The organism is Thioclava sp. SK-1 (assembly GCF_001705665.1).
GTDB lineage: Bacteria > Pseudomonadota > Alphaproteobacteria > Rhodobacterales > Rhodobacteraceae > Thioclava.
The window spans coordinates 43,032-57,766 of record NZ_MDHA01000101.1 but is presented as its reverse complement, the minus strand read 5'-3'; the positions used below and the strand labels follow the sequence as shown (position 1 = coordinate 57,766).

The 14,735-nt window shown below is 61.0% G+C and carries 15 protein-coding genes and 1 pseudogene; 3 read left to right on the top strand and 13 right to left on the bottom strand.

Annotated features, from left to right (window positions below):
• From BFP70_RS20540 to BFP70_RS20050, 6 genes and pseudogenes are all read right to left on the bottom strand, one after another.
• Window positions 1–973 (bottom strand): annotated as a pseudogene (locus tag BFP70_RS20540) (helix-turn-helix domain-containing protein); the annotation flags it as partial.
• Window positions 974–1,051: 78 nt separating this feature from the next.
• On the bottom strand, window positions 1,052–3,025 hold the full coding sequence (locus BFP70_RS20070) for a VirB4 family type IV secretion system protein (protein ID WP_066013904.1): 1,974 nt from the start codon (window positions 3,023–3,025) through the stop codon (window positions 1,052–1,054).
• Entirely contained in the window at window positions 3,025–3,354 is a 330-nt protein-coding gene (locus tag BFP70_RS20065; protein ID WP_066013902.1) for a type IV secretion system protein VirB3, read from the bottom strand. The genes BFP70_RS20070 and BFP70_RS20065 overlap by 1 nt, the downstream gene beginning before the upstream one ends.
• Window positions 3,355–3,373: 19 nt before the next feature.
• Entirely contained in the window at window positions 3,374–3,661 is a 288-nt protein-coding gene (locus tag BFP70_RS20060) for a TrbC/VirB2 family protein (RefSeq protein ID WP_066013901.1), read from the bottom strand.
• 12 nt (window positions 3,662–3,673) lie between these two features.
• On the bottom strand, window positions 3,674–4,246 hold the full coding sequence (locus BFP70_RS20055; RefSeq protein WP_066013900.1) for a lytic transglycosylase domain-containing protein: 573 nt from the start codon (window positions 4,244–4,246) through the stop codon (window positions 3,674–3,676).
• A 115-nt stretch (window positions 4,247–4,361) separates the two neighbouring features.
• Complete coding sequence (locus BFP70_RS20050; protein ID WP_066013899.1) at window positions 4,362–4,646, bottom strand: hypothetical protein; 285 nt, start codon at window positions 4,644–4,646, stop codon at window positions 4,362–4,364.
• A 280-nt stretch (window positions 4,647–4,926) separates the two neighbouring features.
• On the opposite strand from BFP70_RS20050, the gene BFP70_RS20045 reads away from it, so the two are divergent.
• The 3 genes from BFP70_RS20045 (at window position 4,927) to BFP70_RS20035 (ending at window position 7,624) form a co-directional block, all read left to right on the top strand.
• Entirely contained in the window at window positions 4,927–5,691 is a 765-nt protein-coding gene (locus BFP70_RS20045) for a hypothetical protein (RefSeq protein ID WP_255356795.1), read from the top strand.
• Between the two features lie 386 nt (window positions 5,692–6,077).
• The gene (repC, locus tag BFP70_RS20040; RefSeq protein WP_176715612.1) at window positions 6,078–7,241 is read left to right on the top strand and encodes a replication initiation protein RepC; all 1,164 of its coding nucleotides are present in this window, start codon (window positions 6,078–6,080) and stop codon (window positions 7,239–7,241) included.
• On the top strand, window positions 7,238–7,624 hold the full coding sequence (locus BFP70_RS20035; RefSeq protein ID WP_066013895.1) for a hypothetical protein: 387 nt from the start codon (window positions 7,238–7,240) through the stop codon (window positions 7,622–7,624). The genes repC and BFP70_RS20035 overlap by 4 nt, the downstream gene beginning before the upstream one ends.
• A 30-nt stretch (window positions 7,625–7,654) precedes the next feature.
• Here BFP70_RS20035 and BFP70_RS20030 read toward each other — a convergent pair whose 3' ends face one another.
• The 7 genes from BFP70_RS20030 to BFP70_RS20000 form a co-directional block, all read right to left on the bottom strand.
• Complete coding sequence (locus BFP70_RS20030; RefSeq protein ID WP_066013893.1) at window positions 7,655–8,353, bottom strand: DUF4405 domain-containing protein; 699 nt, start codon at window positions 8,351–8,353, stop codon at window positions 7,655–7,657.
• Window positions 8,350–8,817, bottom strand: a complete 468-nt coding sequence (locus tag BFP70_RS20025) for a cytochrome P460 family protein (protein WP_066013918.1) — start codon at window positions 8,815–8,817, stop codon at window positions 8,350–8,352. Before BFP70_RS20025 ends, BFP70_RS20030 begins: the two co-directional genes overlap by 4 nt.
• A 180-nt stretch (window positions 8,818–8,997) precedes the next feature.
• Window positions 8,998–10,614 carry a carboxylesterase/lipase family protein gene (locus BFP70_RS20020; RefSeq protein ID WP_218059706.1) on the bottom strand — a complete coding sequence of 539 codons (1,617 nt, stop codon included), beginning with the start codon at window positions 10,612–10,614 and terminating at the stop codon, window positions 8,998–9,000.
• Between the two features lie 150 nt (window positions 10,615–10,764).
• Window positions 10,765–11,622, bottom strand: coding sequence for a nuclear transport factor 2 family protein (locus BFP70_RS20015; RefSeq protein ID WP_218059705.1), 858 nt, complete (start codon window positions 11,620–11,622; stop codon window positions 10,765–10,767).
• Between the two features lie 45 nt (window positions 11,623–11,667).
• Window positions 11,668–12,807, bottom strand: a complete 1,140-nt coding sequence (locus BFP70_RS20010; protein WP_066013889.1) for an aldo/keto reductase — start codon at window positions 12,805–12,807, stop codon at window positions 11,668–11,670.
• 65 nt (window positions 12,808–12,872) lie between these two features.
• The gene (locus BFP70_RS20005; protein ID WP_066013888.1) at window positions 12,873–13,613 is read right to left on the bottom strand and encodes an SDR family oxidoreductase; all 741 of its coding nucleotides are present in this window, start codon (window positions 13,611–13,613) and stop codon (window positions 12,873–12,875) included.
• Window positions 13,614–13,737: 124 nt separating this feature from the next.
• Window positions 13,738–14,643 carry a LysR family transcriptional regulator gene (locus BFP70_RS20000; protein WP_066013887.1) on the bottom strand — a complete coding sequence of 302 codons (906 nt, stop codon included), beginning with the start codon at window positions 14,641–14,643 and terminating at the stop codon, window positions 13,738–13,740.
• Window positions 14,644–14,735 lie beyond the last annotated feature (92 nt).

The following is a 14,735-nucleotide window of genomic DNA, read 5'->3' as shown; positions in this document are numbered from 1 at the left end:
CGGACCACGGCTTGGTCGCAGCCCGATGCCTGAAGCGCCAGCTCGATCGTGCTGGTCACATCCTCGGCCCGCATGTTCGTGCAGAGCTTCCAGGCGATGATGTAGCGGCTGTAGTCGTCGAGGATGGTGGACAAGTAATACCAGCCCCAGCCAATGATCTTGAAGTAGGTAAAGTTAGTCTGCCACATCTGGTTGATGGCGGTGGTCTTGTCCGTAAACTCATCGGCGGCCTTGATCACCACGTAGTCCGGCGCAGTAATCAGATCAGCGGCTTTCAGGATGCGGTAAACCGATGATTCAGAAACAAAATATCGCTTCTCATCGGTATATTTAACGGCCAGCTCGCGTGTGGTCAGTGCCTCATGCTCCAACGCAAACTCGATCAGATCGTCACGGCGGACATCAGGGATGCGGTTCCAGACCGACTTTGGACGTGGCGTACGATCTGCCAGGGCATCAAAGCCACCTTCGACATATCGGTCATACCATCGGTAAAATGTGGTGCGCGGGATGCCCAGCATATCAAGGGTCTTCTTGGTTGGCAGATGCGACCCTTCAACTGTGCGAATGATCTCCAACTTCTCGGTTGCTGGATACCTCATTCCTCGAACTCCCCAGCCCCTGTCATGCTTTTTTTGAGCAGACGGTTTTCCAAGGTGAGGTCGGCCACGCATTCCTTCAGGGCCATGGCCTCAGATCTCAACTCCTTCACCTCAGGCGATGTCGCTTGACGCGCCGTGTCGCCGGAAAGACGACGCTTTCCAGCCTCAAGGAATTCCTTCGACCAAGTGTAATACAGGCTGTCAGAAATGCCCTCACGACGACATAACGCCGAGATGCTTTCCTCCCCGCGCAATCCGGCCAAAACAATGCGGATCTTCTCCTCCGCAGAGTAGGTCTGGCGGGTCTTGCGGCGGATGTCTTTGACCAGCTTGTCAGCTGCGTCTTTCGATGTTCCGGGCTTCTTGTTCATCTTCGCTCCTTAAAGGCTACGATGAACCAGAAACCCTCCGTTATTCAAATCCTCATATCTGTCCCATAGGTGCTGACGTCAGACACGGATGACCTTGAGCTTGTTCTTCACGAAGTCCGAGAAGTAGGGATCGGACAGGGCCTTCCAGAACTCGTCGATGAAGATCGCGATGCGCTGGCCGGTGATCAGGTTCTCGACCCGGCGCATGAGGTACATCATGATCGGGTTGCGGATTTCCGGATCGTCGAGGAAAGCCGTGATGTCGAAGCCCACCAGGTCGGCATCGAAGGCGATGGTGTCTTCGGAATTGTCGAAGACCCAGCCGAGCCGTTCGTTGCCGAGCCAGCGATCCAGCCGGTTGCCGATGTCTTCCGCGCCGCCGCCGAACCCCAGCAATTCGCGTAGGGCAGAGACGGTGCGGCCATTGCGCGGCAGGTTGGACAGGCCGGTGACGGCCATCTCTATCCGCCGGATGTCCTCGGCCGAGAAGGTGGCGCGCTCGCCGCCCAGCATGGATTTGACCAGTTCGACCATGAAGGCCTGGCCGTCGGCATCAAGGTCGATTGCCATGAACGGAGCGCAGCCGGTCGGGCGACCGGGTTGAAAATCGAGATAGGAGCCGCCCGAGGCGCGGACGAAGATCTCGGCCCCATAATCCTTGTCGAAGAGGACGCGCTTCGCCCCGAATTTTTCCAGCTGTGACAGCAGGAAGGTCTGCACCACCGTCTTGCCGGAGCCGGAGGGGCCGCAGATGAAGGTGTGACCGAGATCGCCGACATGGAAATTGAAGTAGAAGGGGCTTCCGGCGCTGGTCTGGAGCTTGCTGACCGCATCGCCCCATTCGTTGCCGTGCCGGTGGCCGGTCGGGTAATTGTGAAGCGGCGACATGGCCGTGTAGTTGCGGCTGGTCACCATCGCGACCCGTGCTCGATGCGCATGGTTTCCGGGAAGCTGCGCCCAGAATTGCGGCTCAAGCCCCATGTCCTCGCGGGCGACGACAGCCCCGGATTCCGACAGCAGGTTATGCGCATCGGCGGCGCGGGCTTTCAGTTCCTTCGCGTCATCGGTCAGGACCGTCAGGGACAGGTTATGTTCGCCCATCACGAATTCGCCCGACATCAGGTCGTCGCGGGCGTCGCGCAGCCCGTCCGCCTGGGACACGGCGGGGTCATTCGCGTTGCGCAGCCGCCCTTCCTTGAGGGCCATCTGACGCATCGCCTCGTTCTTCGCCGTGCAGCGGAAGGACTGCGTCAGGACGAAACGGAACGGGGCCGTCAGCAGATTGTCGAACATGTTCGGGCGGGTGCGGGCGTGGTATTCCTTGATGCCGAACATCGCGCCATAGGTGCTGGCGGCGGCATGGCGGATTTCCAGCGCCTCTCGCCCGAAGATCACCCGGTCAGTGTAGATCGCATTGCCAATGGTCCCGTGCACCAGCGGGACCGGCTCATACCGGCCAGAGATCAATTGCTTCAGGACGCTGGCAGGCTCGGAGATCAGCAGGTCGCGGTGGTCCCTGATGATCGAGAGCTTCCGGGGCCGAAAGCGGCTGAGGCTGCGCGTCAGCTGCGTGGTCTTGTCGTCGAGATCGTCCAGAAGATCCTGATCCACCTCGATCTGGCTGGTGCGGGCGCGACGGACGCCCTTTGCCAACCGTCCGCCGGGCAGGCTGCGGGGCTGCATGTAGACGGTCAGATACAGATCGTTCCGGAACAGGCGCTTGGCCTCGATCCGGCTACGATAACTCTCGTCGATCCAGCGGGCGAGGTCGGTGACAAAGGTGCCAGACGGATAGTCGTCATCGGTGGCCCGGACCACATGGACATAGGCCATGACGGTGTCGTCGGCGATGTTGCGCAGGGCATGGCTGAGCTGGTTGTGCAGCGTGTTGATGAGCTGGGTATCTGCCGTGCGGAAGGAGACGCCCTCAAGCTTCAGCATCTGGAAGGCCCCCCGGTTGCGCGTGATGATCGTGTGCGCGTCCGAATGGCGGATGAAGGGAAGGTAGCGGTCTGCCGTGTTCTCGGTCTTGATCTTGTCGAGCAGGCCCATCAGTCGATCTCCTCGATCTTATAGAGGCGGCGGAGACGCAGGGGGGATGTCGATGATCCCCCCCAGAGGCTCCGGTTCCGGCACCGGGCATTTGTGTCCAGCCAGCGAAACAGGATTTGAAAAGCGTTCTGATCGCGCTCGACGATCAGGCGAGAGACGCCGAGAAGGGGGATCGCAATGGGCAGGTAGAAGATCGAGTCCGCGGCGATCATCGCCAGACCGCCGATGCCGCAGCACATGGCGAAGGCTTCGACAGGGATGCCGAAGATCATCGCCGGGCGCGTGAGGGCGAGGAACAGCACGTCCTCGTTCATCTTCACCTTTTCCATTGGTTGCCCTCCCTGCCGATCAGCCGGTGATCATGCTGAGCACCTCGGAGGAGGCGTAGATCAGGACGACGCCGCCAACCGCCCAAGCAGCACGGCGAAGATCGACGAAGTTGAAGAGCCAGCCCGCGCCGATGAACATGAGCGCGATCAGGGCAATGGGCTGCTTGGCGCTTTCGAACTCGTCGAGGATGTTGTTCAGGAAGTCGGTGAAGCCTGCGGCGGCGGCGGGCTGCGCCGCTGCGGTCAGGACCGCAGCCAGGAACATCGGGGCGCCGATGCTCCGGTAGCGGGTCAGAAAGGTCTTCATGGTTGCGTCCTTCTATTGAAAAACCAAGGCGTTTGATCCGGTGGCCGCGCCGAACACGTCCCATCGTTTCGCGCTGTCCTTGTCGTCACTCGGGGAGGGCGACCGCTTTTCTATCGAGGGGGCGGTCACGGACCCCTCTCCCAGCACGCGGGCCACATAGCCGTTGTGGAAACCACGCGTGAAAGAGCCGGTGTTGTAGGAGGAAAGTGCCTGGTGCAGGGCCTGTGTCTGGTCCGCTCCGGCATCGCGCGCCCGGTCATAGCCGTCGCGCAGCACGGTTTCCGCCGCCGTCAGATTGCGGCAGGCATCGAACACGGTGGCGGGCGTCAGCCCGAGCCAGGACAGGTTGGCGCTGTTGATCTGCCCGAGGCCCATGTCGATGGACTTGCCTTCTGCGATCAGGCGGGCAGCGATTTGCGCTGCCTCATTGGCGGAGCGCGGCGCATAGGATGCCCGATCCGGGCCGTTCACGCCGATGGCGAACGGGTTGAAGCCACTCTCGGCGGCGACGAGCTTTTCCATGATGGAGGGGGCGACACCGGGCGCGCAGTTTTCGGCGACGGCCCGGAACGCGGTGGCATTCATGGGCTCAGCCTGCGCGAGGCGCGGTGAGCCGACGGTGAATGCTGAAAGGATCGAGAGGGAGAGGAGGGAACGGCAGAGCGGTCGGAGGATCAGCCAGCGCAGAGCGCCGAAGCGATCACTCGGTGTCTTCGTCTTGTCCAGATTTCGGGGCAGGCACCCAAACACCTTCGGCGTCGGGGAAAATGCGCATGTGGAAGCTGACCAGCGCATCGGAAGACTTGAAGACGCGGGCTTCGCCAGTCTTCGAGGAAATGACCGGGCTGGCCGCGCCGTTCGTCTGAACAGCCCAGAGCTCCCAGTTCCATCCTTTTGGGGTGTGAATCGGGCGGTAGTCGAGCTTGCCACCCTTCTCAAGGAAGTTTTGCACTGCATCAGTCGTAATCACGCGTGGGTTCCACATTGGCTGACACCTGTCGTTGGGAATTTCTGGACAGGTGCTGCGTATCCTTGAATCACGACTTTTTTCAACTTTAAAGCCTTTTTTTGAAAAAGGCGCTAAACGACTAAAAGAAGCCTATGTTTATGAAAAGCGCCAAACATGGACTTAGCGTATTTGACAATAAGCGCTTGTTCTGGAAGTTTGGCGTCAAATTTGGTGCTTTGGCGCTATTCCTGACGTTCTCCGCTATAGGATGATCACCCCGCTGTGACCATCGCGCGAGCGGGACACCGGCGGGGACATGCCGATCGAAGATGCGAAGGAGGCAGAGGCCTTGATCCTGGATGGACATGCGATGCGGCGCGCCGCCGCGACTGCCTTGACCTGTGCGGGCCTCTCCTTGGCGGCTCCTCCGGCTGCACAAGCCTATCAGGTCGACTGTGCGATCCTGATCTGTCTGGCGGGAGGCTGGCCCGGCAGCACCGAATGCAACGAAGCGCGATCCGTCTTCATCAGCAGGATCACGCCTTGGCCGGTGGAGCCTCCCTTACAGATCTGGAACTGTCCCTTGGGCGTGTCCTACCGCCCGCCTCAGGGCCAGAGCCCTCTGCCGCTTTTGCGTGAAGCTTCGAGCACGCCGATGCCTTCGACACCGCAGCCATTCTCGGCCGTCCTGGAGGGGCTGCCTGTGCCGACGACTAAGAAGGATGAGATGATGTCCCTGATCGCGGACTATGCCGACGACAACGGCGTGGCCGACATCGACATCAGCGGGTCCGAGTATGACTTCGTCCGCTCAATCCGCGTTTACAACGTCGAATATGCCCGCCAACGTCAAAGTGGCGGTGATGATGGTGTTTGTCGTGGTAGCGAGAAGCTCCGCGTCGGCACTTATGGCGTGCAGGGCGACTTTAGCTGGTCCGGCAGTTCGGTGGCATCATTGCCGGATGCTTTCGAAGGTCTTGCCGGTTGGGGTGAGAGCTGTCCGAGCCTCTATCAGCGGTCCGTCTTCATCGACTGGACGGACTACCAAGGAAAATATGGCTATGAGCAGGTGGATTACTAATTGTTGTGGCGGCGCTGGCGGTGGACTACCAGAATTGCGGCCTCAAACGAAACCCTGTATGCCTAATGACACAATAATGCGACCGAGAGAGTCGTGACGAGGAAAGGAGCAGTAAGAAATCCCAAAAATTAAAGCCCCCGCGAAGGCGGCAACCTTCCACGGGGGGAAGTAGGACCTAGGGCCGGCAAGCCCGAAAACGTCTCTAGTCAAGATCAGTTATACCAGCTTCCCCACATTGCAGGCAAGTCAAAAACGCATTTGTGCGACCAGTAGAAGTTTGCCTGCCGCCGCCTCGCTTCACACGAACGAGGATCGAACAGATGCATGTATCCCAGGCTTTGCCTGTCCGACGGTGTGAGGCCGTCAAACCAACGCTTCCACGCGGCATGGAGCGCGACGGCTTTGTCGCGCTTGTCGATGCGGTTGCTTCCAGCCTTGGCATCGGTGCTGCGGCGATGATGACCTTTCGCACCATGATCGCGTCGACCAGGCCGAGCGCGTTAAAGCGCGGCCCGGACGAACCGTGCTGCTATCTCAGCCAGAACGAGATCGCGCATAAGCGTGGCGTCACGGCTTGCCGCATCCGAGAGCACGAGGCGGCGCTCGTCCGCGCAGGGCTCATCGAGAAGCGGACGATGGCGAATGGTGCGCGGTCCGGCTTTTCCGGTTGTGGCGTTTTCTTCGGCGTGGCGATCGCACGCGTCGACGAGTTTCTGTGCCTGCGCGACGAGATCGAGGCCGATCGCAGGGCTCATGCTCGCCTGCGTGGTCAGCGCAGTTCGCACAAGCGGCACCTGAAAGGCATTCTGTGCGAGCTGGTCGAGCGTCATGGGCTGACAGCAGAGGTCGAGCGTATCCATCAGACGTTTGCGGAGTGGCCGTCAGGCCAGGCGCTTCATCGGATGTCGCTCGAAGAGCTTCAGAACCACGAGGCTGAAGCCGAAGCGCTGACGATTTCTGCGTCTAACTTTCTGCACGAAACGCATGATCGACCGCTCGAAAACGAGCGCTTTCATATACAAGATACAACTCAAGATTCTAACGAAGTACCTTGTAACGACCATGTCGATACGCGGAGCGTGGGCAAGCCCACGCAATCCATCGTTTCTGGGCCGCAGCCTAGCGGCCGCGTCCGTTGCTTAGAAAGACAGGATGGGGCGGCCAGCGAGGCGCACAAGTCCAAATTTATTCAGAACCTAGGCAGTGATCGCCTCTACGATCTTTGTTCCGAAGAGATGAAGATGTGGCTCGACATCGAGCGACAAAAGCGGGGCAGGCTGGATTTCCATGCCTTCGTGATCGCCGCGCAAAAGCGACTGCCTGAACTGGGGATTCATCCTTCTGCCTGGGAGGAAGCCGTGAATCTGTTGGGTGAAGATGCAGCGATGCTTTGTGTGCTGATCACTGATGCGAAGGTTGCCGATCCCGAAGCCACCATTCTTTCCGCAGGGGGCTATCTCCGAGGCATGGTGCGGGCGCAGCGGAAAGGGACTTTGAACATCATGGGAAGCCTGATCGGGCTGAATGAACGGAGCAGGAGGCGCCAGTGAGACTGCTCATAAATTCCGCAACCATAGTGGCGGTCTTCGCAGTCCCTACGGCTGCGCAAGAGCTTTGCATCAAGCCAATCAGGCCGGAGTCCGCGCACCTTCTCGATGCTGGGTTTTCCGGTGCCGAGGTCAGGGCGCTGTTTCGGCGTTATTTCAGCGAGGTCGAGGACTACCTGAATTGCCTGAATGACATCTCAGGTCGGATCAGGGCTGATGCGCGAGCCGCGGCCTACGATTATCAGCGTGTGCTGGAGACGACAGAGCCGGGTGAGGTTGATCTGGGTGACGATGGGTTTCAGCCGCCAACTGTCGCAATGAGAGACACAGGTGAACTCTTCTTGGATTATCGACCAAGCCAGTTGAGTGAAGCAAAACGTCCGTAGCAGAGCTTGATGGTGTCCATTCTGTTAGGCTCAGCGACTGTTCTTCGCAGGAAGAACTTGCAGATTTCGGGTCGCAATCGACAACAGAACATGCGCTGCAACCGCGAGCGTGAGGAGTGCCGCCGCCCAATGCAGGAAGAACGGCAGCACGGAGGCGTTGAAGTCCCACATGGACAGCGCATAGCTGAACCGCAGCCGAGGCCAGAAACCGAGAATGGAGCCGCTGAACGTGCCCTGCACCGCGATGGCCAGCGCGACGACCCAGAGCAGCGGGCCGCTCCACCTTGGCAGCGCTAGGCCTGAAAGGTTGCAGACCAGCGCCGTGATGCGGTTCCAGTTCACGCCGAGATGCAGCGCCGCCAGCGCGATGGCCCAATAGGCTGCGAACCAGTGGATTTCCTGCAGTAGGAAAATGCGCGGCATCGGCAGCCATTGCGCCAGAGTGCGCGACACACCGAGGCTGGTGAGCAGCAGCGCCACGATCGCCAGAGCAAGCAACGCGCCGAGGACCGCGTCGCAGGCCCGCTGAACCGTCATGCGCCCCCGCCGCACCCCCTTCCACCAGAAGAGATTGTTGGCGACATGGCGCAGGACGGCGATGAGAAAAACGGTGCCGATAGCCTCATGTGCCGCATTGCCCAGCCACCAATAGGCAAAGGCCAGCACAAGGCAGATCAGCATCGCACCATCGAGCAGCAGCCGCGGCAGCGGGCGGGTCCAGCGCATCATTCGTAGCTGCGCGCGTCGTTGTAGGTGTACATGTAGCTGCGGCTTTCGCGCGACATGTGGCAGGAGCGGCAGCGGGCGGTATCTTCATTCATGTTGATCTCGCCGGTGGGCCAGTACCACTGGAACTGCCAGTCACCGGTGCGGGTGCCATCGGTGTAGGCATCGCCAAGGCCTTCGCCCTTTTCCATGACGAAGAGCCGGTAGACTTCTCCCTCGCGCCAGTCTTGCAGGATCACCTGCGTGCCATCGGGCACCTCTTCGCCCGCCTTCAGCGCGGCCAGTGCCTCGGGCGAGGTGTACATGTACTCGGTCACATTCCCGCGGGTGACGGTGGTGTAATGCTCCAGCTCCGCGATCATTTCCTCCGTAGGGAAGCGGACCTCGTTGGGTTCGGCCCAGGCGGCGATGGCGAATACTCCGGCAAGCGCGAGGCCGGCAGAAAGGGTGAGTGCTGATCTCTTCATCGAAAACATCCCTTGGTGTCATTGGTCTCAGGCGAAAGCCGAGAGAGTTGCAGGTGAAAGATTAAAATGGGCCATGGGCGGTCATCCGATTAGCCGTGCAATCGGGATAGCCATCATTAGCCAAGGCGATAAATGCGACCGGGCCCCTGTGTCAGGACGACAAGGGCCCCAGTCTGATGCCTAGAACTCGGTGGCCGGGTTCAGCAGCTTCATCAGTTCGGCGTCATGGTGCTCTCTCACCTCGGGCTGGTTACCGAAGATCATCGTCGCCCCATTGGCACGGGTATAGGCGGGCCAGTCAGGCAGGCCGGCTACGTTCGGATTACCCGTCCGCGCGAAGGCGACCCAAGCGCTACTCATCTTGTCGGCCAGCGCTCGCGCCTCATCGCCATTGCCGTGGGCCGTTTCCGTGAGCGCGAGGCTGTTCATCACGAAGGGAATTTCCGAGGTGTGATAGGACATGGCAAACCCGCCAAGGACAGGCGTGTCCCATGCGAACAGGTAGTTATAGACCGGGGCGCCGCCCTGATCCGCCTTCAGGCTCGCGGTCTTCAGGGTTGGTGCGCGCAGGAAGCTTTCGACATAGAGCGCATCAGCCGGATTGCGGTCGGGATAGGCGGCAGCGAATGCGGCCGTCACGGCGTCGGTCGCGTCCCCGTATTGCGCCTGCAATTTCCCGGCGATCTGTTCGGCGGACCATGTGTTCCAGTTGTCGGTCTGCGCGCCGTAGATATCGCCAAACAGAGAGAAAACCGTGTTCCATTCGGTCATGTTGCTGCCGATCAGCAGGGGGATGCCCTTGCCGAGTTCGGGGAAGCCCTCCCCTACGGGTTCGGCGGGAATGTAGCTGCCATCGGTGCTGGGCGCCCAGGCAAGGCCGATGCCCGGTCCCATGACGGATTGGGTCTGCTGTTCCTGCGCGGTCTGATCGAGCGCCTTCTGACTGGCCTCCGCAATCGCCTGATAGGGCAGCCTGTCAAGTTCGTTGAGGTTGTCAGCCCCGATGCCGAGATTTTCCAGCGTCAGTTCACCGACCCGTTCCGTCGCCTCAGGCGGAAGCAGGGTCATCCCCATGCCCACAACGGTGCCGCTTTCGACAATGGCCTTTTCGAACAGCCCCTCAGCCGCAGGCGTCGCCATCAGGGTGAGCACTTTCGCGCCGCCACCGGATTCCCCGAAGATCGTCACATTCTCGGGGTCGCCGCCGAAGGAGGCTGCATTCGCCTGCACCCATTCGAGAGCGGCCACCAGATCTTCGACACCCGCATTCGCGGAGCGAGCGTATTCCTCGCCATAGGCCGAGAGGTCCAGATGCCCCATGACATTCAGGCGGTGGTTGACCGACACGACGACGACATCACCCGTCCGGCTGAGGTTCTCGCCATCATAGGCATAGCTTTCGATCGAGGAGCCGCCCGAGAAGCCGCCGCCGTGCAGCCAGACCATGACGGGGCGCTTCTGCTGATCGGATACCGAGGGCGTCCAGACATTCAGGTTCAGGCAGTCATCACTCTGTGTCAGATGCGGGCCGGAGAACATGAAGTTCTGCAACGGATTGACTGCCGTTTGGGGGCAGATGTCCCCATAGGTCATCGCGGGGCGGATATCGTCCCAGTCCGGCACCGGCTTGGGGTCCCGAAAACGCGCCGCGGTGGCATAGGGGATGCCGCGATAGGTGAAGATCCCGTCGTGGACAAAGCCCTGAACCTTGCCGTTTTGGGTTTGGGCAATTGCCACGCCCGGCCCCGCAAGGAGAGTGTCGTTTTCGGCATGGGCTGCGGCGGCAGAGATGGCCATCGCCAGTGCCAAAGCCGCAGTTCTGGTTGATCGCATGTCTTGATCCTGTTGTATTTTGGGGTGTGCGAAACCGGGGCGGGGCCTGTGGATTGCCCCGCCGCGTGCTCTTGAAAATGCAGTGAAGGTGTCAGGCTCGCCGCGAGAGCGGCTTCAGAACTTGCCGTTGTCGTTCTGCCAGTCGCTTTCCGTTGGGATCGGCGCGACCGTGTCCCAATGCTCGGCGATCTTGCCATCCTGGGTGCGGAACATGTCGTAGAACGCGGTCGGCTGCCCGTTTATGCGGCCTTCGCTGGCGACCAGGACGAAGTTCCCTTCACCCAGCACGTAGTGCACCGTGTCATAGGACAGCTCGATGCCGGCAGCGGGTAGCGCTGCGAAGGCACTTTCCACCCCTGACAGGCCATCGGCCACCTGCGGGTTGTGCTGAATGTAGGTGTCACCATCAAAGAAACCGGGCAGCGCATCGAAGTTCCGGTCGACCAGAAACTGCTCGACGAAGCTGCGTACAAGAGCCTTGTTCTCTTCGGTGCTGGTCCGTTCCGCCAGATCGGTCGCGCCATCCACCATCGTGCGCCCCGAAGGGTTGGGGTCTGCCATCGGCTGAAGGTTGTCCCAGTGTTCGACGATCTGGTCGCCCTCGAAACGGAAGATGTCGAAGCCCGCCATGGGGCCGTCGAACGTGTAGGCGGTATGCGCAAAGACATAGTCGCCGTCTTCGAACACCCTCACCGTGTCCACCTCGGTCTGACCGTTGGCGACGATGGATTGCAGGGCGCGGAAGGAGTCCACCCCGTCCGGCACGCTGAGATTGTGCTGGATGTAAGTCTCCGGGCTGATGACTGCGACGGGCTCGGCCTCTCCGGTTTCGAGAGATTTCAGAAGGGCTACGACCTGCTTTTCACGGGCCGACAGGGTGCCGTCTTCGGTATGTGCCTCGGACAGTGCAGGCGAGATCGAGAGGATCAGCGCAAGCGCCGCGGCGGTTTTCAGAGTGCTTTGGTGGGGCATTTGGGACTTTCCATGCTTCATTTCGGGCTGCATCAGGGTGAAAGCTCAGATCTTCGCAGGCGCTTCGACGCCGGACATCACCTGCACCGCGTCGGGCAGCCGTGCACCGGCCATCTCGGTCTGCCGGACGGCGGCGTTCAATTCGACCAGTTCGGCGGCTGAGAAAGAGACCTCGGTCGCGCCGATGTTCTGCACCAAGTGATTCGTCTGCGTCGTGCCGGGGATCGGGACGATCCAAGGCTTTTGCGCCATGAGCCATGCCAGCGCGATCTGACCGGGCTCGGCCCCTTTGCGGCCTGCCCAGTCGCGCACCACGTCGACCAGCGCCATATTCTGCGGCAGATTTTCGGGCGAGAACCGAGTGGTGTAGCCGCGGAAATCTCCTTCGGCAAAGCGGGTCCGTTCGTCGATGGCCCCGGCGAGGAAACCAACGGCAAGCGGGCTCCACGGGACGAAGCCGATGCCCAGCTCTTCGCAGGTGTCGAGGACACCCTCTTCGGGGCCGCGCCAGAGCATCGAATATTCGCTTTGCACCGCCGTGACCGGCAGCACCGCATGGGCGCGGCGCAGGGTTTGCAGCCCCATTTCCGACATGCCCCAATGCAGGACCTTGCCCTCATCCATCAAACCCTTCACGGCGCCGGCGACATCTTCGATCGGCACCTCCGGATCGACGCGGTGCTGATACAAAAGGTCGATGCGATCCGTCCCCAGACGGGCCAACATGCCCTCCACCGCGCGTTTGATATGTTCGGGGCGACTGTTGCGGCCACCACGGCGCTCGCCGGTCTCAAAATCGATGTCGAAACCGAACTTCGAGGTGATCACGACCTCGTCCCGGAAACCCTTGATCGCATCGCCCAGAATACGCTCGCACTCATGCGGGCCGTAGGCCTCGGCCGTATCGAAGAAGGTCACTCCGCGATCATGGGCTTCGCGGATCAGGCCGACCATCTCGTTCCGGTTGGGGATCAGCGTGGTATAGGTGCGGTGCATGTTCTGCACGCCCAGCCCGATGGCAGAGACCTCAAGCTGACCCAGTTTGCGCTTGGGCAAATCCCCTGCACGCGTGGCATTTTGCGTCTGGGCGGTGGCCTGAGTGGAGCGGGCCAGTTGCGACAGGGCCAGCCCGCCAGCGGCGGCGAGCACCGAACGGCGGGCAATCGAAAGCGGTGAATTGGTCATGAGGCAGGTCCTTGGTTGGGGATGGCGCGGCGGCCCTGCACCGAAGGCGCAAAGCCTGCGACGGCTCAGCGTTCCTGAGAGGTCGGACGGAAGAGGATCTCGTTCACGTCCATGTCGTCTGGCTGGGAAAGGGAGAAGATCACGCAACGCGCGAAGCTGGAGGCAGGGATGGCCGCGTCTTCGTAGAACTTGGCCACGAACTCCGACACGCCCGGTGCCTTGACCGACTGAGGCAGCTCGGTATCGACCGCGCCAGGAGACAGGATGGTGTTGCGGATGTTGTAGGGCTTGGCTTCCTGCCGGAAGGCCTCGGTCAGGGCGCGAACGGCGTATTTCGTCGCGCAATACACCGCGCCTCCGGGGCTGATCACGTGGCCCGCGACGGAAGAAACGTTGATGAAATGGCCGCTCTTTTGCTCGCGAAAATAGGGCAGCGCGGCGTGGATGCCGTAAAGAACGCCCTTGATGTTGACATCAATCGCCTGGTCCCATTCCTCGACACGGCCCATCTCCAGCGGAGACAGCGGCATCAGGCCAGCGTTGTTGATCATGACGTCGATCTTGCCGAAGGTCTCGACGGCAAAGGCGGTGAAGGCCTGAAGCTGCGCCGCATCGGTCACGTCCAGTTGGAACGGCGCTGCATTTTCACGACCCAGCTCATCCGCAAGGGCTTCGAGCCGATCAACTCGCCGCGCCCCCAGCACAACCTTGGCGCCTGCCGCAACCAAATGCCGCGCTGTTTCCGCACCCAGACCCGAACTTGCGCCGGTGATTGCGACCACTTTGCCGGTGATACCCTCAGTCATATTCCATGTCCTTTTAAGTCTCGCCGGTCCGCAAAACGCGGATCGGCGTGTTGGACATAAAATATTTCAGGCTATGATTCCGAACAATATCCCGAATATCGCACGGCTTGTTCGATCTGGCTTATTAATCGGTGCACCTATCGGACCGGTGCCGCACAGCCTCGGCAAACAGCCGCAGGGCCAGCGGCGGGTGACGGTTCTTCGGGTAGTACAAGGCCGCGCTAGTGTAGGTCGGGGCCCAGTCGGGCAAGACGTGGATCAGCCGGCCTTCTGCCAGGTGCGGTGCCGCGCTCAGGTAAGGAACCCAGGCAATTGCGATGGATTGCAGCGCGGCAGAGAGCATCAGGTTGGTATTGCCGAGGGTAAGCGGACCCGTGACATCCAGCGAATGGCTGCTCGGCCCCTGCACCATCTCCCATTTGACCAGCGCACCGCTTTCGAAACGATAGCGAACGCACCTGTGTGCTAACAGATCCTGCGGCCCCTTGGGCGTGCCCGCAGCGGCAAGATAGTCTGGCGTGGCAACAGCGACCATGCGCAACGGCGGCCCGAATGGCACGGCAACCATGTCGAGCGGCACGTCCTCGTGCAGCCTGATGCCCGCATCGAAGCCATCCTTGACGATGTCGACCATCCGCGTCTCGGTTGCGAATTCCAGATGGATGTCGGGGTGCTTGGCCAGAAAGGACGGAAGGACATCCTGCATCAGGATCTGCACGGATTCCTCGGACGCGCTGATCCGAATGTGCCCCCGCGGACGCCGCGCATTGGAGCTGGCGTCGTCCAGCGCCTGCCCCAGATCGTCCAGCGCCGGAGAGATGCGCTGCAGCAGCGCCTGCCCAGCCTCGGTCAGCGCGACCGAGCGCGTCGTCCGGTTGAAGAGCCGCAGGTTGAGATCTTCTTCAAGCGTCCGAATCGCGTGACTGAGTGCCGAGGGCGACAGACCCAGCTGCTTGGCCGCGCCACGAAAGCTGCCGATCTCGGCGACGGTGATGAAGGCATTGAGCTTCGCAAACTCTGGTTTCGGCAACGGACGTCTCCCGGTTTATTCGGCATGCAAACGGCTGTTCGACAGAACAGCGGTGCACGATTGATGAGCCATATCGCAGAGTTTGCTCCCGA

Coding starts and splice junctions, on each gene's coding strand:
- BFP70_RS20050 (WP_066013899.1), bottom strand. CDS start 4,646: ATGTGGAACCCACGCGTGATTACGACTGATGCAGTGCAAAACTTCCTT.
- BFP70_RS20060 (WP_066013901.1), bottom strand. CDS start 3,661: ATGAAGACCTTTCTGACCCGCTACCGGAGCATCGGCGCCCCGATGTTC.
- BFP70_RS20045 (WP_255356795.1), top strand. CDS start 4,927: ATGCCGATCGAAGATGCGAAGGAGGCAGAGGCCTTGATCCTGGATGGA.
- BFP70_RS20025 (WP_066013918.1), bottom strand. CDS start 8,817: ATGAAGAGATCAGCACTCACCCTTTCTGCCGGCCTCGCGCTTGCCGGA.
- repC (WP_176715612.1), top strand. CDS start 6,078: ATGGAGCGCGACGGCTTTGTCGCGCTTGTCGATGCGGTTGCTTCCAGC.
- BFP70_RS20055 (WP_066013900.1), bottom strand. CDS start 4,246: ATGAATGCCACCGCGTTCCGGGCCGTCGCCGAAAACTGCGCGCCCGGT.
- BFP70_RS20010 (WP_066013889.1), bottom strand. CDS start 12,807: ATGACCAATTCACCGCTTTCGATTGCCCGCCGTTCGGTGCTCGCCGCC.
- BFP70_RS20065 (WP_066013902.1), bottom strand. CDS start 3,354: ATGGAAAAGGTGAAGATGAACGAGGACGTGCTGTTCCTCGCCCTCACG.
- BFP70_RS20030 (WP_066013893.1), bottom strand. CDS start 8,353: ATGATGCGCTGGACCCGCCCGCTGCCGCGGCTGCTGCTCGATGGTGCG.
- BFP70_RS20005 (WP_066013888.1), bottom strand. CDS start 13,613: ATGACTGAGGGTATCACCGGCAAAGTGGTCGCAATCACCGGCGCAAGT.
- BFP70_RS20020 (WP_218059706.1), bottom strand. CDS start 10,614: ATGGCCATCTCTGCCGCCGCAGCCCATGCCGAAAACGACACTCTCCTT.
- BFP70_RS20015 (WP_218059705.1), bottom strand. CDS start 11,622: ATGCCCCACCAAAGCACTCTGAAAACCGCCGCGGCGCTTGCGCTGATC.
- BFP70_RS20070 (WP_066013904.1), bottom strand. CDS start 3,025: ATGGGCCTGCTCGACAAGATCAAGACCGAGAACACGGCAGACCGCTAC.